The 25,425-nt window shown below is 67.3% G+C and carries 26 protein-coding genes and 2 tRNA genes; 10 read left to right on the top strand and 18 right to left on the bottom strand.

Features of this window, described 5'->3' with window-relative positions; translation table 11 throughout:
* Positions 1-87: 87 nt before the first annotated feature.
* From QZ294_RS03880 to QZ294_RS03870, 3 genes are all read left to right on the top strand, one after another.
* Positions 88-1,473: a TrkH family potassium uptake protein gene (locus tag QZ294_RS03880; protein ID WP_297047047.1), complete on the top strand. Its 1,386-nt coding sequence runs from the start codon at positions 88-90 to the stop codon at positions 1,471-1,473.
* Between the two features lie 35 nt (positions 1,474-1,508).
* Positions 1,509-2,171 carry a TrkA family potassium uptake protein gene (locus QZ294_RS03875; RefSeq protein ID WP_297047045.1) on the top strand — a complete coding sequence of 221 codons (663 nt, stop codon included), beginning with the start codon at positions 1,509-1,511 and terminating at the stop codon, positions 2,169-2,171.
* A gap of 84 nt (positions 2,172-2,255) precedes the next feature.
* On the top strand, positions 2,256-3,065 hold the full coding sequence (locus tag QZ294_RS03870) for a hypothetical protein (RefSeq protein ID WP_297047043.1): 810 nt from the start codon (positions 2,256-2,258) through the stop codon (positions 3,063-3,065).
* 66 nt (positions 3,066-3,131) lie between these two features.
* Here QZ294_RS03870 and QZ294_RS03865 read toward each other — a convergent pair whose 3' ends face one another.
* The 10 genes from QZ294_RS03865 to QZ294_RS03820 form a co-directional block, all read right to left on the bottom strand.
* Positions 3,132-4,622 carry a FliI/YscN family ATPase gene (locus tag QZ294_RS03865; protein WP_297047041.1) on the bottom strand — a complete coding sequence of 497 codons (1,491 nt, stop codon included), beginning with the start codon at positions 4,620-4,622 and terminating at the stop codon, positions 3,132-3,134.
* Positions 4,623-4,725: 103 nt separating this feature from the next.
* Positions 4,726-6,360 carry a FliH/SctL family protein gene (locus tag QZ294_RS03860; protein WP_297047039.1) on the bottom strand — a complete coding sequence of 545 codons (1,635 nt, stop codon included), beginning with the start codon at positions 6,358-6,360 and terminating at the stop codon, positions 4,726-4,728.
* A gap of 40 nt (positions 6,361-6,400) precedes the next feature.
* Complete coding sequence (fliG, locus tag QZ294_RS03855) at positions 6,401-7,396, bottom strand: flagellar motor switch protein FliG (protein ID WP_297047037.1); 996 nt, start codon at positions 7,394-7,396, stop codon at positions 6,401-6,403.
* A gap of 59 nt (positions 7,397-7,455) precedes the next feature.
* Positions 7,456-7,671 (bottom strand): flagellar M-ring protein FliF, encoded by a 216-nt coding sequence (locus tag QZ294_RS03850; RefSeq protein WP_297047035.1) that lies wholly within the window; start codon positions 7,669-7,671, stop codon positions 7,456-7,458.
* A complete protein-coding gene (gene fliF, locus QZ294_RS03845; protein WP_297047033.1) occupies positions 7,655-9,298 on the bottom strand; it encodes a flagellar basal-body MS-ring/collar protein FliF in 1,644 nt (547 codons plus the stop codon). The genes QZ294_RS03850 and fliF overlap by 17 nt, the downstream gene beginning before the upstream one ends.
* A 284-nt stretch (positions 9,299-9,582) precedes the next feature.
* Positions 9,583-10,029 (bottom strand): flagellar hook-basal body complex protein FliE, encoded by a 447-nt coding sequence (gene fliE / locus QZ294_RS03840; protein ID WP_366140551.1) that lies wholly within the window; start codon positions 10,027-10,029, stop codon positions 9,583-9,585.
* 50 nt (positions 10,030-10,079) lie between these two features.
* The gene (flgC, locus tag QZ294_RS03835) at positions 10,080-10,520 is read right to left on the bottom strand and encodes a flagellar basal body rod protein FlgC (protein WP_297047031.1); all 441 of its coding nucleotides are present in this window, start codon (positions 10,518-10,520) and stop codon (positions 10,080-10,082) included.
* Positions 10,521-10,541: 21 nt separating this feature from the next.
* The gene (gene flgB, locus QZ294_RS03830; RefSeq protein ID WP_297047029.1) at positions 10,542-10,955 is read right to left on the bottom strand and encodes a flagellar basal body rod protein FlgB; all 414 of its coding nucleotides are present in this window, start codon (positions 10,953-10,955) and stop codon (positions 10,542-10,544) included.
* Positions 10,956-11,263: 308 nt separating this feature from the next.
* Positions 11,264-11,340: transfer RNA gene (locus QZ294_RS03825), tRNA-Pro, on the bottom strand.
* 171 nt (positions 11,341-11,511) lie between these two features.
* A tRNA-His gene (locus QZ294_RS03820) sits at positions 11,512-11,587 on the bottom strand.
* 204 nt (positions 11,588-11,791) lie between these two features.
* Here QZ294_RS03820 and murA point away from each other — a divergent pair.
* Entirely contained in the window at positions 11,792-13,042 is a 1,251-nt protein-coding gene (gene murA, locus QZ294_RS03815; protein WP_297047027.1) for a UDP-N-acetylglucosamine 1-carboxyvinyltransferase, read from the top strand.
* Between the two features lie 18 nt (positions 13,043-13,060).
* A complete protein-coding gene (locus QZ294_RS03810) occupies positions 13,061-13,729 on the top strand; it encodes a BON domain-containing protein (RefSeq protein WP_297047025.1) in 669 nt (222 codons plus the stop codon).
* Positions 13,730-13,754: 25 nt separating this feature from the next.
* On the opposite strand, the gene QZ294_RS03805 is transcribed toward QZ294_RS03810, so the two are convergent.
* From QZ294_RS03805 to QZ294_RS03790, 4 genes are read right to left on the bottom strand one after another with little or no spacing between them, the layout of a single operon-like run.
* A complete protein-coding gene (locus QZ294_RS03805) occupies positions 13,755-14,354 on the bottom strand; it encodes a translation initiation factor 2 (RefSeq protein WP_297047022.1) in 600 nt (199 codons plus the stop codon).
* 2 nt (positions 14,355-14,356) lie between these two features.
* Complete coding sequence (locus QZ294_RS03800) at positions 14,357-14,860, bottom strand: cob(I)yrinic acid a,c-diamide adenosyltransferase (RefSeq protein WP_297047020.1); 504 nt, start codon at positions 14,858-14,860, stop codon at positions 14,357-14,359.
* Entirely contained in the window at positions 14,857-15,858 is a 1,002-nt protein-coding gene (gene amrS, locus QZ294_RS03795; protein ID WP_297047019.1) for an AmmeMemoRadiSam system radical SAM enzyme, read from the bottom strand. Before amrS ends, QZ294_RS03800 begins: the two co-directional genes overlap by 4 nt.
* A gap of 2 nt (positions 15,859-15,860) precedes the next feature.
* Complete coding sequence (locus QZ294_RS03790; RefSeq protein WP_297047017.1) at positions 15,861-16,982, bottom strand: hypothetical protein; 1,122 nt, start codon at positions 16,980-16,982, stop codon at positions 15,861-15,863.
* A 208-nt stretch (positions 16,983-17,190) separates the two neighbouring features.
* Between QZ294_RS03790 and purM the strand changes: the two genes are divergently transcribed.
* Positions 17,191-18,270, top strand: a complete 1,080-nt coding sequence (gene purM / locus QZ294_RS03785; RefSeq protein WP_297047015.1) for a phosphoribosylformylglycinamidine cyclo-ligase — start codon at positions 17,191-17,193, stop codon at positions 18,268-18,270.
* A 111-nt stretch (positions 18,271-18,381) separates the two neighbouring features.
* A complete protein-coding gene (locus QZ294_RS03780) occupies positions 18,382-18,870 on the top strand; it encodes a YccF domain-containing protein (protein ID WP_297047012.1) in 489 nt (162 codons plus the stop codon).
* A gap of 131 nt (positions 18,871-19,001) precedes the next feature.
* Here QZ294_RS03780 and lgt read toward each other — a convergent pair whose 3' ends face one another.
* The 3 genes from lgt to QZ294_RS03765 all read right to left on the bottom strand — a co-directional run bounded on the left by lgt (position 19,002) and on the right by QZ294_RS03765 (position 21,342).
* A complete protein-coding gene (gene lgt, locus QZ294_RS03775) occupies positions 19,002-19,775 on the bottom strand; it encodes a prolipoprotein diacylglyceryl transferase (protein WP_297047010.1) in 774 nt (257 codons plus the stop codon).
* Positions 19,776-19,876: 101 nt separating this feature from the next.
* A complete protein-coding gene (locus tag QZ294_RS03770; protein WP_297047008.1) occupies positions 19,877-20,983 on the bottom strand; it encodes a metal-dependent hydrolase in 1,107 nt (368 codons plus the stop codon).
* A gap of 5 nt (positions 20,984-20,988) precedes the next feature.
* Positions 20,989-21,342 (bottom strand): chemotaxis protein, encoded by a 354-nt coding sequence (locus QZ294_RS03765; protein ID WP_297047006.1) that lies wholly within the window; start codon positions 21,340-21,342, stop codon positions 20,989-20,991.
* A gap of 147 nt (positions 21,343-21,489) precedes the next feature.
* On the opposite strand from QZ294_RS03765, the gene QZ294_RS03760 reads away from it, so the two are divergent.
* Positions 21,490-22,317 carry a glycosyltransferase gene (locus QZ294_RS03760; RefSeq protein WP_297047004.1) on the top strand — a complete coding sequence of 276 codons (828 nt, stop codon included), beginning with the start codon at positions 21,490-21,492 and terminating at the stop codon, positions 22,315-22,317.
* A gap of 221 nt (positions 22,318-22,538) precedes the next feature.
* Complete coding sequence (locus tag QZ294_RS03755) at positions 22,539-23,420, top strand: flagellin (RefSeq protein ID WP_297047002.1); 882 nt, start codon at positions 22,539-22,541, stop codon at positions 23,418-23,420.
* A gap of 184 nt (positions 23,421-23,604) precedes the next feature.
* On the opposite strand, the gene QZ294_RS03750 is transcribed toward QZ294_RS03755, so the two are convergent.
* A complete protein-coding gene (locus QZ294_RS03750; protein ID WP_297047000.1) occupies positions 23,605-24,072 on the bottom strand; it encodes an Hsp20/alpha crystallin family protein in 468 nt (155 codons plus the stop codon).
* A 447-nt stretch (positions 24,073-24,519) separates the two neighbouring features.
* Here QZ294_RS03750 and QZ294_RS03745 point away from each other — a divergent pair, with 447 nt between their 5' ends.
* A complete protein-coding gene (locus QZ294_RS03745; protein WP_297046998.1) occupies positions 24,520-25,404 on the top strand; it encodes a flagellin in 885 nt (294 codons plus the stop codon).
* The last annotated feature ends 21 nt before the right edge of the window (positions 25,405-25,425 follow it).

Genomic DNA, 25,425 nt, shown 5'->3' with positions numbered 1-25,425 from the left:
GGCCTCCCGTCTATGGTGAAACTGCCGGGCCGCGCCCCCCCCCACCCCCGGGCGACCCGGCCCGCCGGTTCCGGAAAGAATGCCGTCATGCCCGCACCACGTTTCGCCATGCCCTTCTTCCTGCCCGTGTTCGCCTTTGCGGCGGCCATCGGCGCGGGCGGTTTCCTTCTGGGGCTGGACGTGTTCGCCACGCGGCCCGTGCATCCGGTGGACGCGCTCTTTCTCGCCACATCGGCGGTCTGCGTCACGGGGCTTGCCCCGTTCGACATCTTCGCCGTCTATACCCGGCCGGGCCAGTGCGTCGTTCTGGCCCTCGTCCAGCTGGGCGGCATCGGCATCTTCACCTATGCCACGCTCTTCGTCCATCTGATGGGCCGCAGGATCTCCCTCACGGACCGGGTGGCCGTGGAGCAGGGCCTGTTCTACGATCACGGGTTCAGCCTGTCGGCCTTCGTGCGCCGGGTCGTTGCCCTGGTCTTCGTCATCGAGTCCGCGGGCGCCCTCTGCCTGCTTGCCCTGGGGGAGGAGGAGATCGGCCTGTTCAACGCGGTCTTTCTTTCCGTCTCGGCATTCTGCAACGCGGGCTTCGCGCCCTGGGGCGACAGTCTGGAGCGCTTCCGGGGCGCTCCGGGGCTGAACGGCATCATCATGGCGCTCATCGTGCTGGGGGGGCTGGGCTTTTTTGTGCTGGACGATCTTTTGCGGCGCCTGCGGCACGCTCTCGGCCGTCACTTCGGCCCGGCGCGCCGGCTGCCGCAGCCGGAAAACGCGGCTCCCCGCCTTTCCTGGTGCAGCCGGCTCGTGCTGCGGACGACCTTCTGGCTCATCGTTGCCGGCGGCCTGGGCATCTTCGCGCTGGAATGGCGCAATCCGGCCTTTGCGGGCATGCCCGTCCACGAGCGCCTGCTCTCGGCGTTTTTTGAAGCCGTGACCTGCCGCACGGCGGGCTTCGACACGGTGAACCAGGCGTCGTTCAGCACGGCCAGCCTCCTGTTCGCGGTCCTGCTCATGGGCATCGGCGGTTCGCCCGGTTCGTGCGCGGGCGGCATCAAGACCACCACCTTCCGCGTGGTGCTGGCCCAGTTGCGCGCGCGGCTCACGGGGCGGCCGCAGGCGGTGCTTCAGGGACGCGGCCTGACGGATGCCACCATCAGCCGGGCGTTCCTGCTCTTCTTCTGCGCCACCTTCATCATTCTGGCCGCGAGTTTCATCATCCTTCTGCTGGAGCGGGGCGCCACGCCGCACACGGCCTCGGCGCCGCTTTTCGACATCGTGTACGAAGTGGTCTCCGCGTTCTGCACGGTGGGGCTTTCCCTCAATCTGACGCCCAGGCTCTGCGGGTCCAGCAAGCTCGTGCTCTGCTGCGCCATGTTCATCGGCAAGCTGGGACCCATCTGGCTCATCGGCGCGGTCAGCCAGCTGGCGGCGCCCCAGGCGTTCCGGTACCCTGAAGAAACGCTGCCCGTGGGCTAGACGCCCGCGGCGGAGGAAGACCAAAGGCGGATGACATGAAACATGCGGGCGAGACGGGCATCATCGGTCTCGGCAAGTTCGGCCTCCAGTTCGGCACGGTGCTTGCCGGCCTGGGCGGCAGGTGCGTGGGCGTGGACGTGGCGCCGGCAAGGGTGCAGCTTGCCCGGGAGGTGCTGACCCAGGCGTGGGAGGCCGATGCCACGGACAAGACCGCCCTGGCGCAGCTCCATTTCGCCGGGCTGGAGACCGTTGTCATTTCGGCGGGCGACGATCTGGAAGCATCCATCCTGGTGGCGCTCAACCTGCTGGAGCTGGGCGTGCGCAACATCATCGCCAAGGCGGCCACGCCGCTGCACGCCAAGGTGCTGCGGCGCATGGGGGTGAGACGCGTCATCCAGCCGGAGATCGACGCCGCCACCCAGCTGGCCCATGCCCTGGACAATCCGGGCCTCCTGGACCTTTTGCCCATCGGCAAGGGGGTGGCCCTGCAGGAAATGACGGTGGAGCGCCTGGCGGGCAAGAGCCTGCGGGAGCTGGAGCTGCGCCGCGAGAACCATGTGCTGGTGGCCGGGGTGCAGGGAGCCGGCGACCGGGAATACCGCTTTGTGCCCGACCCGGACAGGCCGTTGCAGGCCGGGGACAAGCTGCTCGCCATCGGCTACCGGGAGGCGGTGGCCGCCCTGGCCGCCCGGGCCTGAGCCGCGCCTGGGGAAGGCCGGCGCGGATTGCCATGCGCGGCGGCTTTGGATATGATGCCGGACCATTTGCCGTTGAGGTGCTCCATGGCCGATACGAAGCCGGATGTTCTGGAAGAACCGGAAAGCTGGTTCGCTCTCGCGTGTTCGCAACGCGCGTTCATCAACCTCGTCTTCCTGCTGGACAAGTGCGAGGTCTCCCGCTTCGCCGCGCCGTGCATCATGATCAAGAACGGCCACTTCGTGGTCCGCGCCGAGCTGGAGCAACTGGCGGCGCATCCGCTCATCTGGGGTTCCGAAGTCAGCGGCTATTTCACGGTCATGCGCGACAAGCCCGTGACCTGCCACTTTCTGTCGCGGCTCGCCCGCATCTACAACGGGCCGCTCAATTCCATGTATCTCGTCTTTCCCCTGCCGGAAGAGATCGACCACAACCAGCGCCGGTTCAGCAAGCGCGTCAACCTGGACAGGGAAAGCGCCGAAGGTTTCGGCGTCTGGTACGGGCGGCTGGTGCACGGCGGACCCGAGGAGCTGCCGGAACTCGCCTGGACGCCGCTGGAAAATGACGAATGCGAACTTGGCGAGCTTTCGGCCTCGGGCATGCGTCTGGACGCGCTGGGCGCGAGTCCGCTCTCGCATTCCTCCCTCAACGACCCCGTCCTGCTCAAGGGCGATTTCGGCAGGAGCGGCGAACCCAACCCCATCTTCGTGCGCGGCGCCATCGTGCGCGCCATGCCCAAGCCCGATGCCGAGGGCGTCATGAGCTACGGCTGCCGCTTTCTTTCGTGGCGCAAGGTGGTGACGCCCTTCGCCAATACCTGGTTCCGGGTGGACGAGGACGGCGTGGGAGCCATCGCCGAGTGGCTCAACCGCAATTTTCGCGCGGTCTCTTCCTGAAGAACGGTCTTCCGCGGGCGGCGTCAGGCGCTGCCGTCCGTGTTTGCGGGGCGGCCGGGGCCGTCGTCAGCGCGGCGCCACCTGCGGGGCGGCGTGGCCGTGCGGCGCGGGAGCGCCGGGCTGCGGGGCGCCGGCCAGGGCGCGCAGTTGCTCCATGGACTGTTCCAGCGATTGCGGGTCGCTCACTTCCTGGCGGAGAAAGCTGTTGATGGCGGGCATGGCCGCGATGGCTTCGTCGATCTCCGGGTTGCTGCCCCGCGCGTAGGCGCCGATATTGACCATGTCCTCCACGCGGCGGAAGGTGCTCATGCGGCGCGTCACCACGCGGCCGGCCAGCACGTCCTCGCGCGGGCAGATGTCCGAGCGCAGGCGGCTGATGGAGCGCAGGACGTCGATGGCCGGGAAGTGCCCCTGGTCGGCCAGGTCGCGCGTGAGCACGATGTGTCCGTCCAGGATGGAGCGCACCGCGTCGGCGATGGGTTCGTTGAAGTCGTCGCCATCCACGAGGACGGTATAGATGCCGGTGATGGTGCCGCTGGCCGAGCGCCCGGCGCGCTCCAGCAGCTTGGGCAACTGGGCGAAGACCGAGGGCGTGTAGCCCTTGGTGGTGGGCGGTTCGCCCACGGCCAGGCCCACTTCGCGCGCGGCCATGGCGAAGCGCGTGACCGAGTCCATCATGAGCAGGACGTCCATGCCCTTGTCGCGGAAGTATTCCGCCACCGCCGTGGCCGCATAGGCGGCGCGCATGCGTACCAGCGGCGACTGGTCGGACGTGGCGATGACGAGCACCGAGCGCGCCATGCCCTCCGGTCCCAGGTCGCGCTCCATGAACTCCACCACCTCGCGGCCGCGTTCGCCGATGAGGGCGATGACATTGACGTCCGCGCGGGTGTAGCGGGCCATCATGCCCATGAGCGTGGACTTGCCCACGCCGGAGCCGGCCATGATGCCCACGCGCTGCCCCTTGCCCAGGGTGATGAGGCTGTTGATGGAGCGCACGCCCACATCGAGCATGTCCGTGATGCGCGGGCGCTGGAGCGGGCTTGGCGGGTCCGTGTAGAGCGGGGCCAGCTCCGGCTGCCAGAGGGAGCGGGCCTTGACGGCCCATTGGGGCGCATGGGGGGCCTGAAGCTCCATCTGGCGTTCGTAGTCCGCCTTGGCCTGGTCGCCGGGGGGCAGGGGAGAGGAATACAGCTCCGCGCTCACGGGCGGCCCGGCGTCAAGCGGCGTGCCGAAGGCGTCAAAGGCGCGGCCGAGCAGGTCAGGACCCACGGGAAAGACCGGCGGCATGCTCGTATTGCGGATGAGGCTGCCGGGCCTGATGCCGCGCATGTCGCCATAGGGCATGAAAAGAAGATTGCCGTCGCGGAAGCCCACCACCTCGGCGGCCACGCCCTCGTCCTCGCCGTCGGGCAGCATGTGGCAGACCGCGCCCAGGGGCGCGCGCAGGCCGCTGCCTTCGGCCACCAGGCCCACCACCTTGTTCACCTTGCCGAACAGGCGGAGGGGATTGGCCTCATGGAGGAGCCTGCGGCAGGCGCGGGGATCGAGTTTCATGGCGACAGTGTCCTGGCGGGATTCCGTTGGCTGCGCGTACGGCCGTCCGGGCGCATGGTTTTTTCCGCGATGCCCCGCCGCCGTGCGGACGGCGCGCCCCGGCTCAGGCGCCGGGGAGAAAGCCCCCGTGAGCGAGCACCTCGTCCCGCGCGTCCGTTCCCGGGGCGTCTTCGGGGGCGGCGGGCTGCGGCCCGGCGGCTTCCGGGGCGTCGAGCGGGAAAAGTTCCTCTTCCAGTTCCGCGATGCTGGGATCGGCCTTTTGGGCGGTCGCCCGCGCCGCCAAGGACGCATGCGGGCCGTCGGGGGCGGTGGGCGGGAGAGGACCCGCGCCGTCGTCGCCAAGGGGCGGCAGCCAGGCAAGCCCGTCATTTTCGCTGTCCGCGGTGGCGGCCGCGGGTGCCCCGGCCGCGGGAGGGGCCGCGCCATCGTCCGGAGGCGCGGCCGCTGTTTCGGCCGCTGCCGTCTGCGCCGCGCCGGTCGCCGCAGGGGTCTCCATCCCGGAGGCGGCGCCTTGGGGAGCCGCTTCCTCCGCGGGAGCGCCCATGTCGATGTCGTCCGGGGGCAGGCGGGAAAGGTCAGGTTCCGCATCCGCCAGCGCGGGGTCCTCCGCGGGCGTCTCCGGCGCGGCGGCTTCCGGGGCTGTGGCTTCCGGGGCGTTGTCCGCTGCCGGCGCGGCGGGCGAGGCGGCAGCTTGCGCGGGGGGCGCCGGGGCGGCGGCTTCGGGAGGCGCTTCCGCTCCGGGAACGGTTTCGGCGGGAGCGGGGACCGCCTCCTGCGGCGCAGGTCCCGGCGGTGGCGCGATCTCGGCCAGGCGCGTGGTTTCCCGCTCCACCAGCGTGTCCACGGCGGCATCCGCTTCGGACTCTTCCTCGCGTTCGGGCAGGGCAAGGTGGCAGAGGATGGAATCCACCATTTCCCGGAAATGTTCGCGGCGGCAGTCCACGCTGCCGCTGCCGCTCTCGGCCACCAGGCCGCCCGGTTCCATGCGCTCGTCGCCGTGGACGATCCACTGGACAAGTTCCGGGGCGTGCTCGCGCGCGGCCGCGAACATGTCGCTCACCGCCGCCTCGTCCGCGGGATTGACGCGCACCGTGATGGTGGCTCGGTCCTCCAGCAGGCCCACGGCCCGAAAAACAAGCGCCCTGAGCAGTTCCGCATGGTCTTCGCGGAGCACATGGCCCGTGCCCGCGGCCACGGCCTCCTGGGCAAGTTCCGCCAGTTCCTCGCGCCAGGTGGCGGCCAGGGCCGTGCGCTGGGCGGCCACGGCCCGCAGGAGCGCCCCCAGGGACTGCCCCAGTTCCGCCCGGAACTCGCGCAGTTCTTCCCCCGCCTGATCCATGCCTGTCTGGAAGCCTTCGCCGTGGGCGGCCTCGCGCACGCGCACGGCGGCCTCGCGCTCGGCCTGGGCGCGCGCCAGCTCGGCGGCGGCCTCCTTGTGCAGGGCCTCGGCCTCGGCCTTGAGCGCGGCGCAGTGGGCGGCGGTCTCGCGCTGGCGGGCGGCCACTTCGGCCCTGGCTTCCTCAAGCACTTTCAGGCGTTCGGCATAGGCCTCGCCGAGGATCTCCCTGGCGCGTTCGGCGGCGCGGGCGCGCACGCGCTCCATGTAGTCGGCTTCCTGCTCCTGCCGGAGCTTTTCGCGGCGCATGGGTTCCTGCATGGCGTCGAGCTGCTCCACCGTGGCTTCGCGCTCGCCCATGAAGATGGTGCCCCATTTTTTCCGCAACTGCTCGGAGGCCATGCCCGTTCCCATTGCCGGAGGTTATGCCGCCAGAGGGGCGCTACACGAAGACGTCGCCGCCGCCCCTGCTCACCACCACCTTGTTTTCCGCCTCCAGGCGCCGCACCACCTTGACGATGCTCTGCTGCGCGCCTTCCACGTCGGAGATCTTGGTGGGACCCATGAATTCCAGTTCCTCGCGGATCATGTTGCCCGCGCGTTCGGACATGTTCTTGAAGAACTTTTCGCGCAGGTCCTCGCTGGCGCCGCGCAACGCGAGGGTGAGCACCTCGTTGGAGATCTCCTTGAGCAGCTCGCGCACGCCCTTGTCGTCGATATTCTTGCAGTCCTCGAAGACGAACATGAGGTTGCGGATATCTTCGGCCATCTGGGCGGATTCCTCCTCGATCTCGGAGAGGACCTCCTCTTCGGTGGCGCGGTCCACGGCGTTGAGGATCTCGGCCACCGACTGCACGCCGCCCACCTTTTTGCCTTCCTTGCCGCCCATGGCGATGAGCTGGCTCGTGAGCACCTTGTCCACCTCCATGAGCATTTCCTCGGGCACGGATTCGAGCTTGGCGAGGCGCGTGAGCACTTCGGCGCGCACGCCGGCGGGCAGGCTCGTCAGCAGATTGGCGGCCTGGTCGGGATGGAGATGGCCCATGATGAGCGCCAGCGTCTGCGGATGCTCGTTGCGCAGGATCTGCGAGAGCAGGCGCGGGCTTACCTGTTCGAGGTCGCGGAAGGGCGCCGGGCCGGTATCGAGGCTCAGGGCGTCCATGACGTACTTGGCGGTCTCGGGGTCCAGGTTGCGGACAAGGAGACGCTTGGCCGTGTCCGTGCCGCCGGAGATCATGTCCACGCCGTCCACCAGGGATTCGTGGAAATTCCTGAGCACTTCCTCCACGGTTTCACGCGGGATGGGTCCCAGTTCCACGATGGCCTTGGAGACGTCGGCGATCTCCTGGCGCTCCATGCGCTTGAAGACATCGGCGGTGAACTTGTCGCCCATGGCGAGCAGGAGGACCGCGATGCGCTGCTGGCCGGTCAGTTCCATTCTTGCGTGACTCCTTTCCCGATTCCGCGTCTGTGGTCATCAGCCCCGGCGGGGGCGCGCTAGTGGTTCTCATCCTTGAGCCAGCGGCGGATCAGGCTCACCGCCTGATCCATGTGCTGCTCCGTCATGCGGAATACCCTGAGCTTCAGTTCCTCCACCCGCTGGTTGGTGGCCTTGTGCGCCAGGCGGATGGCCCTGAGGTCGGCAAGAGCGGGCGGCTGCGGCCCGCTCCTGCTTCCTCCGGACAATGCCTTGATCTTAGGCTCTTGCTTCATCTTTCTGCATCCAGCCGCGCACCAGGCTCACCACCTGCTCCATATGGTTGTCGGAGAGGGTGAAGATGTGCGCCTTGAGGGCTTCGATATCCTTGAAGACGAGGTCTTCTTCTTCCTCAATGGGTTCCGGCTCTTCCTCCTCGACCTTGGCGGCTTCCTCAAGCGCTTCGTAGAGCGCCAGCTGCTCCTCGGCGGAAGGCAGACCCTCCAGCCCCTCGACCATCTCCCCGGCTTCGACCTTGGGCCGGATGAGGGCCAGCACCACGGGCCGCACCACGAGCATGAGGAAGAGGAAGGCCAGCAGCGCGTTGAGCAGGGGCTTGCCCAGGCGCTCGGCATAATCCGCCAGCACTTCGGCGAAGTTCGGCTCGTGGGGCGGTTCGGAATCGTTGAACGGCGCCGAACTCACTTCCAGGGAGTCGCCGCGCGTCGTGTTGAGTCCCACCGCGTTGGACACGAGCTGCCGCACCCGGTCCAGCTCTTCGGGCTTGCGGGGCACGAAATTCCACACGCCGTCCGTCTTTTCATACGACCCATCAATGATAACCGCAACCGTCAGGCGGCGCAAATCTCCCACATTGGCGATGATCTGCTGCTCTTCCTTGTTGATCTCGTAGTTGGTGGTGCGCGTCTCGCGGGTGCCGTTCTGGTTGGAGACCGAACCCGTGATGCCGTCGCCGCGGAAGTTGGCATCCGGCGCGCCGGCTTCAAGGTTGGCCTGGCCCTGCTGGCTTTCTTCGCTGCGCTGCTCGCTGCGGACGACGGTTTTTTCCGGGTCGTAGATCTCGCGGCGGATGGTCTTCTGGCTGAAGTCCATGTCCGCGTTGACCTTGGCGATGACGCGGCCGGGTCCGAAAATGGGTTGCAGCAGTTCCTCGATGCGGCGCTCGAGGTTGCGCTGCACCGTGAGGCGATGCTCCATCTGGGTGGTGCTGATGCCCGCCAGCGTGTCCTCGTCCGGCTCGTAGAGCACCTTGCCGCCGTTGTCGGTAATGGAGACGTGGTTCTTGTCCAGCCCTTCCACAGCCATGACCATCATGTTGAGGATGGCCGTGATCTCCTTCTGGTCGGGCTTGGTGCTGGGCTTGTTGAGCTTGAGCACCACCGAGGCCGAGGGGTCCTGCCGTTCCTCCACAAAGAGGCTGCGGTGCGGGATGACCAGATGGACGCGCGCGCTCTCCACACTGGGAAACTCGCTGATGGTGCGGGAAAGCTCACCCTGCAGGGCGCGGGTGTAGTTGATCTTCTGCACGAAATCCGTCTGGCCGACCTTGACCTTGTCAAAAATCTCAAAGCCGATGCCCTGCCCCACCAGGCCGCCTTCGCCGGCGATCTTGATGCGCTGGTCATAGACCACTTCCTGCGGCACCAGGATGGTGGCGCCGTTGTCGGCGAGCTGGTAGGTGATCTTGTCCGCCTGGAGCGCCTTGATGACGGAACTGGCGTCTTCCGGACCCAGGTTGGAGTAGAGCACCTTGTACTCCACGCGCCCGGCCCAGAGCGAAAGGCCGATGACGCAGGCCACCACGGCTACGGCGCCCCCGGCCACGGCGATGCGCTGAAGTGTGTTCAGTCGGCCCCAGAGTCCCTTGATGCTGTCGACAAAAGTGGTGATGAAAGCTGGCATGACGGTTCCCCTCGTTCCTGGGCGCCCCATGGCGCCGCAACCCTGTGATGCCTCTGGAGATAGCAAAGGATGTGCCAGTGCTTGTTATCGATAACTATTTGATTATATATGCTATTTTCTGGATTTCCCCTGTTCAAAAAACTGACGCGAAACACGGCCGGCCCCGCGGGACACACGCGGGACCGGCCGTGACGAAAAAGAGTGTTCGGAATGGAGTGGCGCGGGGCTTCGGCGGGGAACGCCGCGAAGCCGCACGGGTTTTTTCGTTTCCGCGCGAAAGCGCCCTAGAACTGCATGCGCGAGAGTTCCTTGTAGGCCTCGAGCACCTTGCCGCGCACCGCGCTGGTGAGCTTCATTGCCATGCTCGACTTCTGCATGGTGATCATGAGTTCGTGGACGTTCTGGCTCCGGCCGGAGGCGAAATCGTCGATGGCCTGCGCCTTGGCCGCCTCAAGTTCATTGACGCGGTTGAGCGAGCTTGTGACCGTATTGGTGAAGCTGTTCTGCGGCGTGACCGGGATATGCTCCTGCTCCGGGTAGCGGATGAAATCCGCCTGGGCGCCGAAGTTCTCGGGGCGGTCGACGCGGTCGCGCAAGAGCGACTGGTCCAGCGTGCGCGAAAAGAGCGTCTGCTTGCCGACGGGCGTGCCCTGCCTGAGGGAACCGTCCACCTTGTTGAAGTGCTGAAGCGCTTCCGTATATGCCCGCATGCCCGCTGCCTGAATGCTCATTGTCTGCTCCCGCGTGGTCCGTCGCTGTTTCCGTGTCCGTCAAAAAACCGTTACGACCTGCCGATCTCCAGGGCCTTGTTGAACATGCCCTTGATGGCTTCCACGGTGGTGACGTTGGCCTCGTAATTGCGCTGCGCGGTCATGAGGTGCGCCATTTCCTCCACCACGTTGATGTCCGGATAGGACACATAGCCCTCGGCGTTGGCATCCGGGTGCCCCGGTTCGTAGACCTGCTTGAGCGGGCGCTTGTCCTGCGTGACGCCGAGGATACGCACGCCCTTGAGTTCGCGGTCCAGCGCCGAGCGCATGTGGACGGAAAAGGGATCGTCCACATCGGTTGCCACCTGGACCACGGTGCGGCGGCGGTAGGGACCGCCGAACGGCGTGCGCGTGGTCTTGGCGTTTGCCAGGTTCATGGCGATGGTATTGATGCGCGTGCGGTCCGCGGTGAGTCCGGATGCGCTGATGTCCATGGCGGTGAGAAAATCCATGACTGCCTCCCGAAACGCCGGCTAGTACTGCTTGCCGTCCTGAATGATGGTGGACAGCCCCTCGAAACTCTTGGTCATGACCTGGGTCAGGGCCGTGTACTGGAGCTGGTTCTTGGCGTGCTTCGCCATTTCCTTGTCCAGATGGACGCGGTCTTCGCCGTGGATCTGGCGCGGCTTGAACTGCTTGGACCATTCAGGACCGAAATTGTCGGGATTGAAGGCCGCGGGCATGTGCCCCTGGCTCGTGATGCTCATGCGGCCGCGCATGTCCAGGCCAAGGGCGCTTTGCAGCTCCTTCTCGAATTCGATTTCACGCGGTTTGTAGTTGGGCGTCTCCACGTTGGCAAGGTTGCTCATGATGACGTTCTGCCGCTGGAGCTGCATGTTCATGACGCGGCCCACAAGGCCGATCTGGCTGTTGAACAATGATTTCATGACGCCTCCCGCATGGCCGGACTCGTCCCGGCATGGCTTCGCTGTGTCGTGCCCTTCCAAAAGCAAACACTGTTCCAGCAGCGGAAAGTGGTGTATTTTCATTGGGATATGAGCGTATTTTTCTGCGGGGGACAGGCGGGCGGCGTGGGCGGCGCGGGTTTTTTGACGCGGGACCGGACGGGTCCATGCCGGAATTGGCGGAACGTGCAGGAATTTTTCGGACGGCGCGGGGCGGAGCGGCGCATGGCGGCCCATGCGCGGGGGACCTGCGGGGCTGTTCCCCGCCGAAAACACGCGGGAGAAAAAGGTGGTCGGAGCGAAAGGATTTGAACCTTCGACCCCCTGGTCCCAAACCAGGTGCGCTACCAGACTGCGCCACGCTCCGACAAAAGGGCGCGGGCATGGAGAATGCCCGCATGCTGGACCTTCGTATTTAGTGGAATATCCGCGCGCTGTCCAGCGGCGCGCTGTCCTCGCGGGTCCTGCGCCGCCGGGAGGGCCAAAAACGGCGAACGCCCGCCGGAGCTGCCCGGCGGACGTTCACGCGCGAAAATTCTGGGGCGAAAGATGGGACTTGAACCCACGGCCACCTGGGCCACAACCAGGTGCTCTACCAACTGAGCTACTTCCGCCGCAAGGCATTCTTCATACACAGGGGCAGTGCTTTTGGCAAGCGATTTTTCCTGTCATGGCGCGGCCGAGAGCGCACGGCCGACGGCGCGGCGTTCTTCCGGCAGCGGCGGCGTGCCCCGACTCTGGATTTTCTTTAGAAAATCGCCTAGACTGCGGCTTTCATCTTCGCGGGCGGGCACGCCCGCGCACCAGGCGGGAGGCCTATGGACAAGCTCGTCATCCGGGGCGGCGTTCCGCTCGCGGGCGCCATCAGCGTCAGCGGCTCCAAGAACGCGGCCCTGCCCATCCTTTTCGCGTCCATCCTTGTGGACGGCACCGCGACGTTCCGCAATGTGCCGCGCCTGCGCGACATCGACACCACCCTTGACCTGCTCGGCCGCCTCGGCTGCGCGTGCCGCCGTGAGGACGACCATGTTTCGGTCGCGCCCGGGACGCTTTTGCCGGAAGCTCCCTATGACCTCGTACGCACCATGCGCGCCTCGGTGCTCTGCCTGGGACCGCTTCTGGCGCGCATCGGCCGGGCGCGCGTGGCCCTGCCGGGCGGCTGCGCCATCGGCGCGCGGCCGGTGGACCAGCACCTCAAGGCGCTGGAGCTTATGGGCGCCTCCTTCGATCTGGAGGAAGGGTATATCGTCGGCCACTGCCATCGCCTTGCCGGGGCGCGCGTCACGTTCGACATGCCCACGGTGGGGGGGACGGAGAATCTGCTCATGGCGGCCAGCCTCGCCCATGGCGAGACCATTCTGGAGAATGCCGCGCGCGAGCCGGAGGTGGTGGACCTCGCCAATTTCCTCATGGCCTGCGGCGCGCAGATCTCCGGGCAGGGCACGGGCGTCATCCGCATCCAGGGGGTGCCGTCGCTGCACGGCGCGGACTACACCGTCATGCCCGACCGCATCGAGGCGGGCACGTTCCTTGCCGCCGCGGGCATCACCGGCGGCGACCTGCTGGTGCGCGGCTGTCCCTTTGGGGAGCTGGAGGCGGTCATCCTCAAGCTCCGCGACATGGGCATGGAGATCGAGGCGGAGCCTGACGGCGTGCGCGCCCGCTGCCATGCCCCCCTGCGCTGCGTGGATGTGAAGACGCAGCCCTATCCCGGCTTTCCCACGGACATGCAGGCGCAGATCATGGCCCTCATGTGCGTGGCCCAGGGCGCGGGCGTGGTGGAGGAAAGCATTTTCGAGAACCGGTTCATGCATGTCCAGGAACTCACGCGCATGGGCGCGCAGATCAAGGTCTCCGGGCATACGGCCATGGTGCGCGGCGGCCGGGAGCTTGCGGGCGCCCCGGTCATGGCCTCGGACCTGCGGGCGAGCGCGTCGCTGGTGCTGGCGGGTCTGGCCGCGCGCGGCGTGACCGAGGTGCGGCGCATCTATCACCTGGACCGCGGCTATGAGCGCATCGAGGACAAGCTCGGTGCGGTGGGCGCGCATATCCGCCGCGAGGCGGAGTAACCCCAGCGGAGCAGCATCATGTCCCGTATCTTTTTTTCCGGACCAGTGCGCGGCGCGTTCCTCGCGGTCCTGCTGTGCGCCGCCGCGCTGCTTCAGGGCTGCGCCTACAGCGCCTACGGCCTGTATGACGACCAGCGCCTCATGGATACCATCACCGACGACAAGGCCATGGCTACGAGCATCAAGACCGCGCTCATGAAGGAGCATTTCACCGACGGCTGGGCCGTGGCCGTCTATTGCTATTACGGCAATGTCTTCCTGGTGGGCGAAGTGCCGAAGAACATGCAGGCAAAGGCCGTGAGCATCGCGCGGAGCTACAGGCCCAGGTCCGTCACGCCGCACTGGTTCAGCCCGGCCTCCAGCGATACCTCCAACCTTGCCCTCGCCACATCCCTGCGCGCGGACCTCATCAGCGCCAAGGGGCTTTCGTCCACGCGCATCGATACGGAGGTCAACGCGGGGCGGGTGGTGCTGCTGGGCGTGGTCAGGGATGACGCGGAAAAGCGGCTGGCGATCAGCGTGGCGCGCAAGCTCAAGGGCGTGACCTCGGTGACGAGCTATCTCATGCTGCCGCAAAAGCCGTATGCGCCGCAGGGCAAAAGCGGCGGCAAGGGCGCTGATCCGGAAACGGCGGGTTCCCCCGGGGAGCGCGAACTCCCCGCCGTGCAGCCCGGCTCCGCCGTATAGGCGGCACACCGGGGCGCCCGCGCATTCAGGCCCGGCGCCGCGCCCTGCGCGCGGCAAGGGCCGCGGCCAGGCGCCGCAGGGCCGGTTTTTCTCCGCGCGTGGTGCCCGTGGCGGGCGCGTCCGCCGCGCACAGCCGCGCGAGCAGCTCCAGGGCTTCCTCCACGCTGTCCACCCAGACGGTGGCCGCGCCGTGGAGCATGAGTCCCGGTCCTTCCAGCGGACCGCGGATGCCGAGCACCGGCACCCCGGCGCCGGCGGCCAGCCCGACCTCCACCCCGGCGTCCTGCCCCGATGCCCCGTAGTAGATGACAAGATCCGCAGCAAGGCAGGCATCGCGGCAAAAGGCATAGACCGCGCCGCCCTCCCTGTCCGTATCCATCCAGAGGCGGCGCTCCGCCGGCGTCAGCCCGGGGGGAGGCGCGGCTTTTTCCGTCCAGTCCAGAATGCGGCAGCCAAGGGCCTTGAGTTCGCGCCCGAGCAGGCGCACCCCATGCTTGTGCTTGAAGGAGCCGGCCACATAGATGGTCAGGGGCGCGGCGCCGGCCGGCCCGGGGAGCGGGGGTCCGGCCGCGTTCCGGGCGCGGCGTTCACCGGGGTTCGGGGGGATGCGGCGGGGACGGCGCACGGCTAGAACTCGATGCCCGGCGCGGCGGCGATGCCCCGCCGCCACGGATGTTTGCGTTCCCGCATTTCGGTCACCAGGTCGGCCTCGGCGGCGAGCCAGTCGGGAAGGCCCCGGCCGGAGAGGACAAGATGGCGCTCAAGGCCGCGGCTGGTCTCCATGAGAGCGCGAAGTTCCTCCTGGCGGAGCAGTTCCGCGCCCAGGGCATACAGCGCCTCGTCGAGAATGAGCATGTCCACGGCGGGAAGCTGTTCCCCGGCCCAGGCCAGAAGCTCCAGGGCGGCGGCGCGGTGGGCGGGCCGGTCCTTTTCGTTGCGCAGGAAGCCGAGGCCCCCGGCGCGGAACCGGACGCCAGGCAGCCGCCGGAGCATGACCTGCTCCCCGGCGCCGCAGTCGCGTTTCATGAACTGGGCGAAGGCCACGGCCATGCCCTGCCCGAGGGCGCGCAGGGCCTGCCCCGCGCAGGCGCAGGTCTTGCCCTTGCCCTCGCCGGTATAGACAAGGATCATTGCCAGACTCCGGGGAGGCTGGTCCCGCAGGCCGGGCACACCCCCGGCGTTTTTCCCTGGCGGATCTGGTAGCCGCGCCGTTCGATGACCGGCGCGCCGCAGGAGGGGCAGAGCGTCGAACTGCCGATGATCCCTGTGGTATTGCCGATATAGACGTGGCGCAGCCCTTCCTCGCGGCCGGTGCGCCAGGCATCCTCAAGCTGGAAGAGCGGAGTGGAGGGGTGGGCGGCCATCATGGCCGCGCCGTGAAAGGCCGTGAGGTGCCAGGGCGTGTCCGGCCCAAGCTCGTCGCGGATGAAGCGGGCGATGTCGCGCAATTCCCCGGGGCTGTCGTTGCAGCCGGGGATGAGCAGGGTCGTGACTTCCAGCCACCAGCCGAGCCGTTTGATGATTTTCAGGTTGTCCAGCACGGGCTGGAGCCTGCCGCCGCAATATTTGTGGTAAAATTCCTCCGAAAACGCCTTGAGGTCGATATTGGCCGCATTGACGCGCCGGCTCAGGGGCAGGAGAAAATCCTCGGTCATGAAGCCGTTGCTCACGAGGATGACCTTGAGGCCCCGCGCCTGGGCCTGCCCGGCGGTCTCATAGACCTGTTCGAAAAAGACCGTCGGCTCGTTGTAGGTGAAGGCGATGCTCGGCGCCTGCTGCGCCGCCAGGCGGGCCAGCGTGTCGGGCGTGGCGCGGCGTCCGGGTATGGTGCTCCTGGGGCGCACATGGGCGATCTTGTGATTCTGGCAGTAGCGGCAATGGAAGTTGCAGCCCGCGCTGCCGATGGAATACGTCTTTGTCCCCGGCAGAAAATGGTAGAGCGGCTTTTTTTCTACCGGGTCAAGCTGGATGGCGGTGACGACATCCCCGGCCAGGGTGATCATTTCGCCGCGCACGTTGACGCGCACGCCGCAACGCCCATGCGCCCCCTCCTTGAGGCGGCAGGCGTGCGCGCACAGATCGCAGCTGAGCGTCCCGTCCGGTTCCCGATCCCAAAGCATGGCACGCATTTCTAGCGTCCTCCTCCCGCAGCGCGCGGGGCGACAACAGGCCCGAGATGCGGGGAAATGTTCCCGGGCATGGGCGGCATCCCGGCAAAACCGCCGGGAGTGCCGGGCATGCCGTAGCCGCCGCGCGGACGTGTGCCCCCTGCGGGGGACCACGGACTCCAGCTGCGGGGCTGCCATCCGCCCCGGGGCGGCTGCCCCGGCGTCCAGCTTTTGGGTCCGCCGGTGAAGCCCGGCTGCTCCCAGGGGCGCCAGGCCCCCTGCTGCGGGCCGGATGGTCCCTGCCACCGGGCCGGAGGCCACGGCATCCCGGGATCAGCGCCCGGAGCCGGGGGACGCGTTCCCCCCTGCGCGGGCGGCGGGGGCGGCATGTCCGGCAGGGGAAGGGCACCGGGGGGTGTCACATCCGGGGGCTGCGGCGGCCGAAAATCCGGCAGGCCCGGGGACGGCGGCGCGGAAGGGAGCGACGGGCGCGGCGGCCGGGATGGAGGCCGGAATGGAGGCTGGAATGGCGGCCGGACGGAAGGCGGCATGGTTGGCGGCACAGCCGGGGGCATCAGCCCCGGCGGCGGTGGCCCCGGATTCCAGCCCGGATTCCAGCCCGGATTTCCGTCGGGATTCCAGCCGGGATTCCACCCCGGACCCCAGCCGGAGTTTCCGCCGGGTCGCGTGCCGCTGTTCCCGCCGGGCCAGTCAGGCTCGATCTGGGGAGCAATGTAGATGGGTTGCTGCGGCGCCTGTTCCTGCGGGCGGCGCGGCGCGATGACGGAGGTGATGATGTCGCCTGTCGCCGGGTCGCGCCAGGTGCCCGCGAACCCCTCATAGCCGGGCGCGTCGTTGCGGATGGTGAGGGCGTCCTCCGTGGCGTCCGGCCGGGGCGGGGCGGGCCGGGCCGGTTCCGGCGCGGCGGCAGGCGCGGCGGGTTGGGGCGCCGTTTCCCGGGCGATTTTTGCCGTGGCGCCCTGCGCGCCGGGGGCGTCGCCGGCATCGGGGTTTCCGCCCATGGCGAAGGCCCCGGCTGTGCCGGGGGCGTCCGGGGCGGCGGTGACAAGGCAGAGCAGAAGTCCGGCGGCGGCAAGCGCGGCAAGGCGCCTTCCTGCCCGGCGGACGCGCGGGGAGCTGTTCATGCTGCCAGTATAGCAGGGGCGCCGCCCGGGGTCCATGAAAAACCGTCCGGGGGACGCATGCCGGTAAAGGCCGGACCATGGGGCGACGAAACGCCCGGCCGTCCGCGCGGGCATGTCCCGCATCGGGACCGCCTCCCGGCGGACGGGCAAAAAGACGCTTGGGCTTCGCCGCAAAGTCTGCTAGTTTTTACGGAGCAAGGAGGGAACTATGTCCAGTGAACGCGCGCGTGCCTATACCGCCGCCGGCGTCGATATTGAGGCGGGCAATGCCCTGGTGCGGCGTATCAGGGGGCTTGTGGCCTCCACGCAGACGCGGGGTGTCCTGGCCGATATCGGCGGTTTCGGCGGTCTTTTCCGTCCCGATCTCGCGGGCATGGCCGAGCCGGTGCTCGTGGCCTCCACGGACGGCGTGGGCACCAAGCTCAAACTGGCCTTCGCCTGGAACCGGCATTCCACCGTGGGCATCGACCTTGTGGCTATGAGCGCCAACGATATCCTGGTCCAGGGCGCGGCGCCCCTGTTCTTCCTTGATTATTTCGCTACCGGCAAGCTGGATGTGGACACCGCGGCCGCTGTGGTGGGCGGCGTGGCCGAAGGCTGCCGGCAGGCGTCCTGCGCCCTGCTCGGCGGCGAGACCGCCGAGATGCCGGGGATGTACGCGCCCGGCGAGTACGATCTGGCCGGGTTCTGCGTCGGCCTGGTGGACAATGCCAGGCTGGTGGACGGCTCCGGCATCCAGGTGGGCGACGCGGTGGTGGGCGTGGCTTCCTCCGGACTCCACTCCAACGGGTATTCGCTGGCGCGCAAGATCCTCGACGGATCCGGACTCGGTCCCGACGATCCCTTCCCCGGCGCGGAAGGAAAAAGCGTGGCCGATGTCTTCCTTGCGCCGACGACCATCTATGTGGAGGCCGTGCGCCCGCTTCTGCGCGACCTGACCATCAAGGGCATGGCCCACATCACGGGCGGCGGCTTTTACGACAATATTCCGCGCATCCTTCCGGCCCAGGTGGAGGCGCGCATCCGCTTCGGCAGCTGGACGATGCCGCCGGTCTTCACCTGGCTCAGGGAGGCCGGAAAGCTCGAATGGCAGGAGATGCTCCAGATCTTCAACTGCGGCATCGGCTACGTGCTCATTCTGCCCGAGGCCCAGGCGGAAGAGGCCGTCAGCCGCATCCAGGCGTTCCATCTGCCCGCCTGGCGCATCGGCGAGATCGCCCGGCGCGAGCGCGGCGCCGCGTCGGACGGGCAGGAGTCCGGCGGCGAGCAGGTGGTCGTGGAGTTCTGAGGACGGCCCCTGGCCGCGGCGCGGAAAAACTCCCACGCGGCGCCGCGCTCCTCCGCGCGTGGGACGGCGCGGCTGTGGTGACATGGTTCCATGGGGCGACGGGCGGTTGCCATGCATGCGGTGAATTTTCTCGGCAATATCCTCTGGTTTCTTCTGGGCGGCGCCTGGATGGGCCTGACCTGGTGGTTTTTCGGGGTGCTCTGCTTTCTCTCCATAGTGGGCATCCCCTGGGGCCGGGCCTGTTTCGTCATGGGCGAGTTCGCCTTTTTCCCTTTCGGGAAGATGCCCGTCTCGCGTGACGTGCTTAACGGCACGCCGGATATCGGCACCGGGCCGCTGGGCACGGTGGGCAATATCGTCTGGCTGGTGCTCGCGGGCATCTGGATCGCCCTCGGGCATCTTGGCTGGGCCTTGTTCTGCGCGGTGAGCATCATCGGCATCCCCTTCGCCTGGCAGCATGTCAAGCTCGCCGCCCTGGCGCTCTGCCCCATCGGCAAGACCATCGTGCCCGCGGATGTGGCCGAGGCGGCGGAACGGCGCGCGGCGGAGCGGCAGGCGTCGGACGCCGCCACCCGGTCGCGGCGGGACGGCGCGCGCTGACAAGGGGCCTCGGCAGCCCGCACGGAAGCGAAGGCCCAGGACGGCGCGGCCATCCGGGGCTTCAGACGAGGGCGCCATCGTCGCCTCACGGGCGCGCGCCTGGACAGGACGCACGATCCCGCCGGGCGCCGTCAACGCGGCGCCGGCCGGAGCAGGAGCCAGAGGCCGACGCCCATGAGCGGCAGGCACAGCACCTGCCCCATGGTGAGCCAGCCAAAGGCGAGATAGCCCAGATGGGCGTCGGGCACGCGCACGAATTCCACCAGAAAGCGGGCCAGCCCGTAGCCCAGGGCGAAAAAGCCCGAGACCGCGCCCGGTTTGCGCGGCGTGGCGGAATAGATCCAGAGCGCCACAAAGAGCACCAGGCCTTCCAGCAGCGCCTCATAGAGCTGCGAGGGGTGCCGCGGCCACGGCCCGGCCCCGGGAAAGACCATGGCCCAGGGCACATCGCTGACCTTGCCCCAAAGCTCGCCGTTGATGAAATTGCCGATCCTGCCGAAAAAAAGCGCCTGGGGCACGAGCGGGGCCACGAAGTCCGAAACCTGGAGGAAGCTGCGCTTCCTGCTGTGCGCGAACCACAGGAACGCCCCGGCGGCGCCGAGCAGGCCGCCGTGGAACGACATCCCCCCGTGCCAGATGCGGAAAATCTCCAGCGGATCGGCCAGAAAGGCGGGCAGGTCGTAAAAGATTGCATAGCCGAGCCGGCCGCCCACGATGACGCCGAGCATGACGCAGGTGAGCAGGTCGTCCACTTCCACGGGGGTCCAGCCGGAACCGGGGCGCCGCGCGCGCAGGCGGCCCAGCAGCCAGCCCACCACAAAACCCACCAGATACATGAGTCCGTACCAGTGGAGCTGGAGCGGCCCGATGCTCACGGCCACGGGGTCGAGACGCGGACTCAGCACGGCATGCCTCCGGCGCGGGTCACGCCGCGCAAGTTCAGGGGATAGGACAGGGCGTTCTGGGGATGGTGCACGGGTCGTCTCTCTCCTGAGTCAGACAGGGTTCAGCGCAGGCCCACGAGCCATTGCACGAAGGTGGGCGGCGCGGGCGGCTCGGGCGCGTGCCAGCGGGAGTCGCGGCCGCTGTCGGAAAAGCGCAGGCGCAGGCGTTCCAGACGTGGGGAAGCGCCTTCCCCGTCATTGCGGCCTGCCGGGGCAAGCTCCACCATGAGCTGGAAGGGAATGTCCGCATGGGGGCGCATGGCGAGCAGCCGGCGCACAAAGGCCAGCCCGCTGCCGAAGCGCAGGTCGTAAAACAGGGCGCCGGCGCGATCGGCCTCCCGGGCATCCGGCGGCGCGTCCTCCGGCCGCAGGGCGTCCATGACCGGGAGCATGGCAAAGCGGAAATAGCTGTCGCAGGCAACGGACTGCTCCGCCAGCGCGGCCACGAGCGGCGCGGGCGCGGCGGGGTGGACGGTTTCCGCCGCGCGGGGGCGCCCCAGGGCATCAAGGCTCTGGGCGCGGACTGTCTCCCCTTCCCTGAAGATGACGCGCCAGAAAAAGGGCGCGAAGGCATCGGGCAGCACATGGAGGTGGCTGACGGAGCGCCCGTCATGCTGGAACCGTTCACGGCACTGGACGGTATGCCAGGCGTTGAGTCCCACGCCGAGCGCGGGGTAGGCGAAGATCCAGGCCAGCGTCAGCAGAAGGAGCCAGCGCCGCGCCCGCAGGCGCCATACCGCCCAGAGCAGGGGCACCGTGAGGAGAAGATCGATGATAGAGACGCTGTTCAGGCGCACGCGGTAGTGGGAAAAGGGGAGGAAGACCATGGTGCCGTAGGTGGTGACCACATCCAGCCAGATATGGAGGAGGAGCAGGCCGCAGCAGAGCAGCCAGACCCTGGGGAAGCTCCAGCGGCCAGGTGTGGCGGGGTTCCAGAGCGGGCGGCAGCACAGGGCGAGCAGGAGGCCGAAAACGGGCATGGCCGCGAAGGAATGGCTGATGCCCCGGTGGAGGAGCAGGAACTGGAGCGGCGTCTGCGCGAAGAGGATGTCCAGGTCCGGTGAGGCGGCGGCCATGGCCGCGAGCGGTATGCCCCAGCGCGTGAGCGGGCGCCGGGGCAGGGCAAGCAGGGCCACGGCCCCGCTGGCGGCATGGGTGACGGGGTCCATGGCGATTATTGCCGGAAGGGGCTGCGCTGTTTGGGCACGGCCCGGTAGGCGGGGTCTTCCGGCGAAGGCTGCACGCCCATCCGGCGCTGGTATCCCTGAAGGTTCCAGTCCTGCACCCGTTGCATGACATCAGGGCGGTTGCTCAGATAGAGCATGCGCTCCCGCGCGCCGGACCCGGTCATGGGATAGCGCATCATCTCGGCGGTGGGCGCGCCGCCCCCGGAGGCCATGCTTTCCTCGGAACTGCCGGTGCCGATCTCTCTGGGTCCGCAGGCGCCGAGCGCCAGGGCAAGAAGGACGGCGCCAAGGCCCGAAAGCAGGCGATGGCGGCGGCGCAAAGAGGCGTTCGTGGTTCGCATGTCCGGAGTATATGCGCGGCGGGGATGGCGCGCAAGGGACGAGTGGCGGACAGCTCCCACGGAGGGGCGCGCTTGCGGATGGGGGCGGCTCCTGCTAGCCTCCACGGAGCATCGTCTCCCTCACCGGCCGGCAGCCACGGGATGCCCATGAAGACGGTTTTCTGCATTGACGACAATCCGCGCTACCTTCTCCTGCTCAAGGTGGCGGCGCGTTCCCTGCGCGCCCTGCACGGGGACGCCGCGCCCCTGCTCTGCGTCTATGGCGGCGACGACGCCCATGTGCTTGCCGAGGTGGCGGCCGAGCGCATCCCGCTGGCGCGCTACCGGCCGCGTCTGAACCGCGAGACGCTGCCCGCCTTCACGCATCCGGTCATCGGCTGTTTTCTCCGGCTGGAGCTGGCGCTCGTGCCGGAACTTGCCGATGACGACGCCGTTCTCTACTGCGATTCGGACGTCTTTTTCCTGCGCCCGCTGGACGAGCTTTTTGCCGCGCCCGCGCCGCCCTATCTCGGCATGGTGCGGGAGGCCACCGCGCCCTTTTATCATGAGTACCAGAGCCTGGACTATTGCTACCGGGAGCGGCGCTATACCGTGCCCATGCCCTTTCCCATCTGGACCTTTTCCAGCGCCGTGACGCTTTTCAACCTCGCCCGCCTGCGCCGCCGGGACCTGGTGGAGCACTTTCTCGCCTTTTCGCAACAGAACGTGGGGCGCATCGGCAATCTGGACCAGTCGCTGCTCAACTATTTTTTCGGCAAGCGCATCACCCGGCTGGCGGACCGCTGGAACCGGCCGCCCTATCAGGCTGATTGTCCGCAAACCGCGCATATCGTGCATTTTCATGGTCCAAAACCCTGGGACCTCAGCAGCCCCTGGGGGGCGGAGCTGCGCGTCAATCACTTCCATGCCCTGCGGCGCGCCTGGTACGGGATGCTCTCGGAAAGGGAGCGCGCCCTCGCCGATTCGTGGAGCTGAACCCTCCCCCCCGCGGCGTCCGCCACCGGGAAAATTTTGCCGCCTCCCGGCGGGGGGATATCCATATTTTCTTGAAAATCAATTTGTTACAGGTAGGAAAATTTTTCCTCCCGTCCCTAATCCTTTGCGCCGGAATGACGATAGGCTTTCTGAGGCGGAAGGACGCAGGGACGCGTCGCATGGTGCGCCGCCCGCGACATACAACATTCAGGGAGGAATGTATGTATATCAATCACAATCTGATGGCGAGCAGTGTAGGCAACAATCTTGCGGGGCATTACAGCAATCTGCAAACATCGACGCAGCGTCTGTCCTCGGGCCTGCGTGTCAATAACGCGGCCGACGATGCGGCCGGTCTCGCCATCCGGGAACTCATGCGGGCGGACATCGCTTCCCTGCAACAGGGCGTGCGTAACGCCAACGACGCCATTTCCCTCATCCAGACGGCGGACGGCGCCCTGGGCATCATCGACGAAAAGCTCATCCGCATGAAGGAGCTGGCCGAGCAGGCGGCCACCGGCACCTATGACTCCACCCAGCGTTTGATGATCGAGTCCGAATACCAGGCCATGGCCTCGGAGATCACCCGAATCGCCAATGCCACGGACTTCAACAACATCAAGCTGCTGGACGGCAGCCTGTCGGGCACGCATAACGGCGGCGCCATGAAGTCCACGGGTGATCTGAAGGTCCACTTCGGCACGGCCAACGCCTCGGCGGAAGACTACTACTATATCCAGATCGGCAACAGCACGGCCTCCGCCCTGGGCGTGGGCAGTGCGGCGGGCAGCTCTTCCGCCGGATATACCGTTTCCACGCAGGCGGCCGCGCAGAATGCCCTTGAGGGCATCAACCAGGCCATCATTTCCAAGGACAAGATCCGCGCGCACCTGGGCGCGCTCCAGAACCGGCTGGAGAACACCATCTCCAACCTCACGACCCAGGCCGAGAATCTCCAGTCCGCCGAGTCGCGCATTTCCGACGTGGACGTTGCCACGGAAATGACGCAGTTCGTCCGCAACCAGATCCTGACGCAGTCGGCGGTGGCGATGCTCTCGCAGGCCAACAGCATGCAGCAGATGGCTATGCAGCTCATTCGCTGAGCAGCGGGATCATAGGGGAGGGGACCGCCGGGAGTTCTTCCCGGCGGTCGGGAAAAGGGCCGGTTCGTTACCGAACCGGCCCTTTTTTGCGTGTGCGAAAAGTCCCGGCGCGGCCCCATGCCGCGCCGGGACTTCGGCCATGGGGCCGGCCCGGAGGAGGACGTCAGGATATTTCGGGCCGGCGTTACTGCCGGGCGATCTCGATGGTCCGGTGCTGCGGCTCGGGAGCCGCCTTGCGCGGCACCGTCACCGTCAGGACGCCGTTTTTGGTGGCGGCGCTGATGGCATCGGCGTCGGCATCCTCAGGCAGGGACCACATGCGCCGGAACGCGCCGAAAACGCGTTCGCCGGCAAGACGTGCGGCACCGGCGTCATGGGGGCTGGCCTTTTCGCCGGAAATGACCAGGGCCTCCTCGCAGACTTCAAGGGTGACCTGGTCCGGCTCCACGCCGGGGATCTCCATGCTCAGACAATAGGCGTCCGCGCCGGCGACAAGGTCCACGCAGGGCAGGATCCCGGGGGCGCGGCGCTCGTCGCGGGCGGCGGCATTCTGACACATGGCGTCTATATCGTCACGCACGGGCGAGGCGGCGTTGCGGGCGGTTTCGGCGGCCGCGAACCACCGGCGGGGCAGGACAAACATGGTATTCATTCACAACCTCCTGTGGAAAATTTGTGAAGGAAAAGTAAGCATCGACACTTTCACGTCAACACTCTGTTGAAAACTTTTTCCCCATGTCCGCGTTTTCCGCGCCGCATGCCGCCATGCCCCGGGAGGCATCCGCGGAAAAAGCCGCGAAGTCCGCACGGGCGCGCCGGCATGGCGCGCCGTGAAATCTGGCACGGATCATGCTTAATACCGGGCGCAGGTTTGATTCAGGCAATTTTTGCCACCCCTGACGCCACGAGTCAGGAATCGGGAGGAAACTCCCTGGCAGGGGCAGGCGGCCGGAGCATCCGTCAGGATCGCGGAGAGCGGCGGCCGCGCGTAACGGGGAACGACAGCCCTGCACAGGCAGGCATCGTACGGTGGTAGTCCGCAGGGACGCGGGCGCGCGTGGTGCGCCACCGGGCAGCAGCACATTCATGGAGGAATGTCATGTACATCAATCACAATCAGATGGCTTCCAATGTCGCCAACACCCTGACCAACCATTACGGAAGGTTGCAGACCTCGACCCAGCGCCTCTCTTCGGGCCTGCGCGTCAACAGCGCGGCCGATGACGCGGCCGGTCTCGCCATTCGCGAGCTGATGCGGTCGGATATCGCGGCTCTGAACCAGGGCGTGCGCAACGCCAATGACGCCATTTCCCTCATCCAGACAGCGGACGGGGCCTTGGGCATCATCGACGAAAAGCTCGTGCGCATGAAGGAACTGGCGGAACAGGCGGCCACGGGCACCTACGATTCCACCCAGCGCTTGATGATCGAGTCCGAGTACCAGGCCATGGCTTCGGAAATCACCCGAATCGCCAATGCCACGGACTTCAACAACATCAAGCTCCTGGATGGCAATCTGTCCAGCGAGGACCATGTTGGCACGGGTCTTACGTCCACCGGCAAGCTGAAGGTCCACTTCGGTTCGGCCAACGACTCGGCGGAGGACTACTACTACATCCAGATCGGCACGAGCACCGCGTCCGCCCTGGGTGTGGGCAATCAGGCGGATACCTCCGCCAAGGCCTACACGGTCTCCACGCAGGCGGCCGCGCAGCAGGCCCTGGTGGGCATCAACGACGCCATCGTGTCCAAGGACAAGATCCGCGCTCATCTTGGCGCGCTTCAGAACCGGCTGGAGAACACCATCTCCAACCTCACGACTCAGGCCGAAAACCTGCAGGCTGCGGAGTCGCGCATTTCTGACGTGGACGTGGCCACGGAAATGACGCAGTTCGTCCGCAACCAGATCCTCACCCAGTCGGCGGTGGCTATGCTCTCGCAGGCCAACAGCATGCCGCAGATGGCTATGCAGCTCATCGGCTAGCCGCCGATCTGGTTGAGGGCC

Origin of the sequence: uncultured Desulfovibrio sp., assembly GCF_910584445.1 — a bacterium.
Lineage (GTDB): Bacteria > Desulfobacterota > Desulfovibrionia > Desulfovibrionales > Desulfovibrionaceae > Desulfovibrio.
The sequence above is the reverse complement of the archived record's forward strand: the minus strand, read 5'-3'. Positions and strand labels throughout refer to the sequence as shown.

What these genes read in the sequence shown, in the direction of transcription:
- QZ294_RS03880 (WP_297047047.1), top strand. Translation starts at nt 88, where the DNA reads ATGCCCGCACCACGTTTCGCCATGCCCTTCTTCCTGCCCGTGTTCGCC.
- QZ294_RS03875 (WP_297047045.1), top strand. Translation starts at nt 1,509, where the DNA reads ATGAAACATGCGGGCGAGACGGGCATCATCGGTCTCGGCAAGTTCGGC.
- QZ294_RS03870 (WP_297047043.1), top strand. Translation starts at nt 2,256, where the DNA reads ATGGCCGATACGAAGCCGGATGTTCTGGAAGAACCGGAAAGCTGGTTC.
- QZ294_RS03865 (WP_297047041.1), bottom strand. Translation starts at nt 4,622, where the DNA reads ATGAAACTCGATCCCCGCGCCTGCCGCAGGCTCCTCCATGAGGCCAAT.
- QZ294_RS03860 (WP_297047039.1), bottom strand. Translation starts at nt 6,360, where the DNA reads ATGGCCTCCGAGCAGTTGCGGAAAAAATGGGGCACCATCTTCATGGGC.
- fliG (WP_297047037.1), bottom strand. Translation starts at nt 7,396, where the DNA reads ATGGAACTGACCGGCCAGCAGCGCATCGCGGTCCTCCTGCTCGCCATG.
- QZ294_RS03850 (WP_297047035.1), bottom strand. Translation starts at nt 7,671, where the DNA reads ATGAAGCAAGAGCCTAAGATCAAGGCATTGTCCGGAGGAAGCAGGAGC.
- fliF (WP_297047033.1), bottom strand. Translation starts at nt 9,298, where the DNA reads ATGCCAGCTTTCATCACCACTTTTGTCGACAGCATCAAGGGACTCTGG.
- fliE (WP_366140551.1), bottom strand. Translation starts at nt 10,029, where the DNA reads ATGAGCATTCAGGCAGCGGGCATGCGGGCATATACGGAAGCGCTTCAG.
- flgC (WP_297047031.1), bottom strand. Translation starts at nt 10,520, where the DNA reads ATGGATTTTCTCACCGCCATGGACATCAGCGCATCCGGACTCACCGCG.
- flgB (WP_297047029.1), bottom strand. Translation starts at nt 10,955, where the DNA reads ATGAAATCATTGTTCAACAGCCAGATCGGCCTTGTGGGCCGCGTCATG.
- murA (WP_297047027.1), top strand. Translation starts at nt 11,792, where the DNA reads ATGGACAAGCTCGTCATCCGGGGCGGCGTTCCGCTCGCGGGCGCCATC.
- QZ294_RS03810 (WP_297047025.1), top strand. Translation starts at nt 13,061, where the DNA reads ATGTCCCGTATCTTTTTTTCCGGACCAGTGCGCGGCGCGTTCCTCGCG.
- QZ294_RS03800 (WP_297047020.1), bottom strand. Translation starts at nt 14,860, where the DNA reads ATGATCCTTGTCTATACCGGCGAGGGCAAGGGCAAGACCTGCGCCTGC.
- amrS (WP_297047019.1), bottom strand. Translation starts at nt 15,858, where the DNA reads ATGCGTGCCATGCTTTGGGATCGGGAACCGGACGGGACGCTCAGCTGC.
- QZ294_RS03790 (WP_297047017.1), bottom strand. Translation starts at nt 16,982, where the DNA reads ATGAACAGCTCCCCGCGCGTCCGCCGGGCAGGAAGGCGCCTTGCCGCG.
- purM (WP_297047015.1), top strand. Translation starts at nt 17,191, where the DNA reads ATGTCCAGTGAACGCGCGCGTGCCTATACCGCCGCCGGCGTCGATATT.
- QZ294_RS03780 (WP_297047012.1), top strand. Translation starts at nt 18,382, where the DNA reads ATGCATGCGGTGAATTTTCTCGGCAATATCCTCTGGTTTCTTCTGGGC.
- QZ294_RS03770 (WP_297047008.1), bottom strand. Translation starts at nt 20,983, where the DNA reads ATGGACCCCGTCACCCATGCCGCCAGCGGGGCCGTGGCCCTGCTTGCC.
- QZ294_RS03765 (WP_297047006.1), bottom strand. Translation starts at nt 21,342, where the DNA reads ATGCGAACCACGAACGCCTCTTTGCGCCGCCGCCATCGCCTGCTTTCG.
- QZ294_RS03760 (WP_297047004.1), top strand. Translation starts at nt 21,490, where the DNA reads ATGAAGACGGTTTTCTGCATTGACGACAATCCGCGCTACCTTCTCCTG.
- QZ294_RS03755 (WP_297047002.1), top strand. Translation starts at nt 22,539, where the DNA reads ATGTATATCAATCACAATCTGATGGCGAGCAGTGTAGGCAACAATCTT.
- QZ294_RS03750 (WP_297047000.1), bottom strand. Translation starts at nt 24,072, where the DNA reads ATGAATACCATGTTTGTCCTGCCCCGCCGGTGGTTCGCGGCCGCCGAA.
- QZ294_RS03745 (WP_297046998.1), top strand. Translation starts at nt 24,520, where the DNA reads ATGTACATCAATCACAATCAGATGGCTTCCAATGTCGCCAACACCCTG.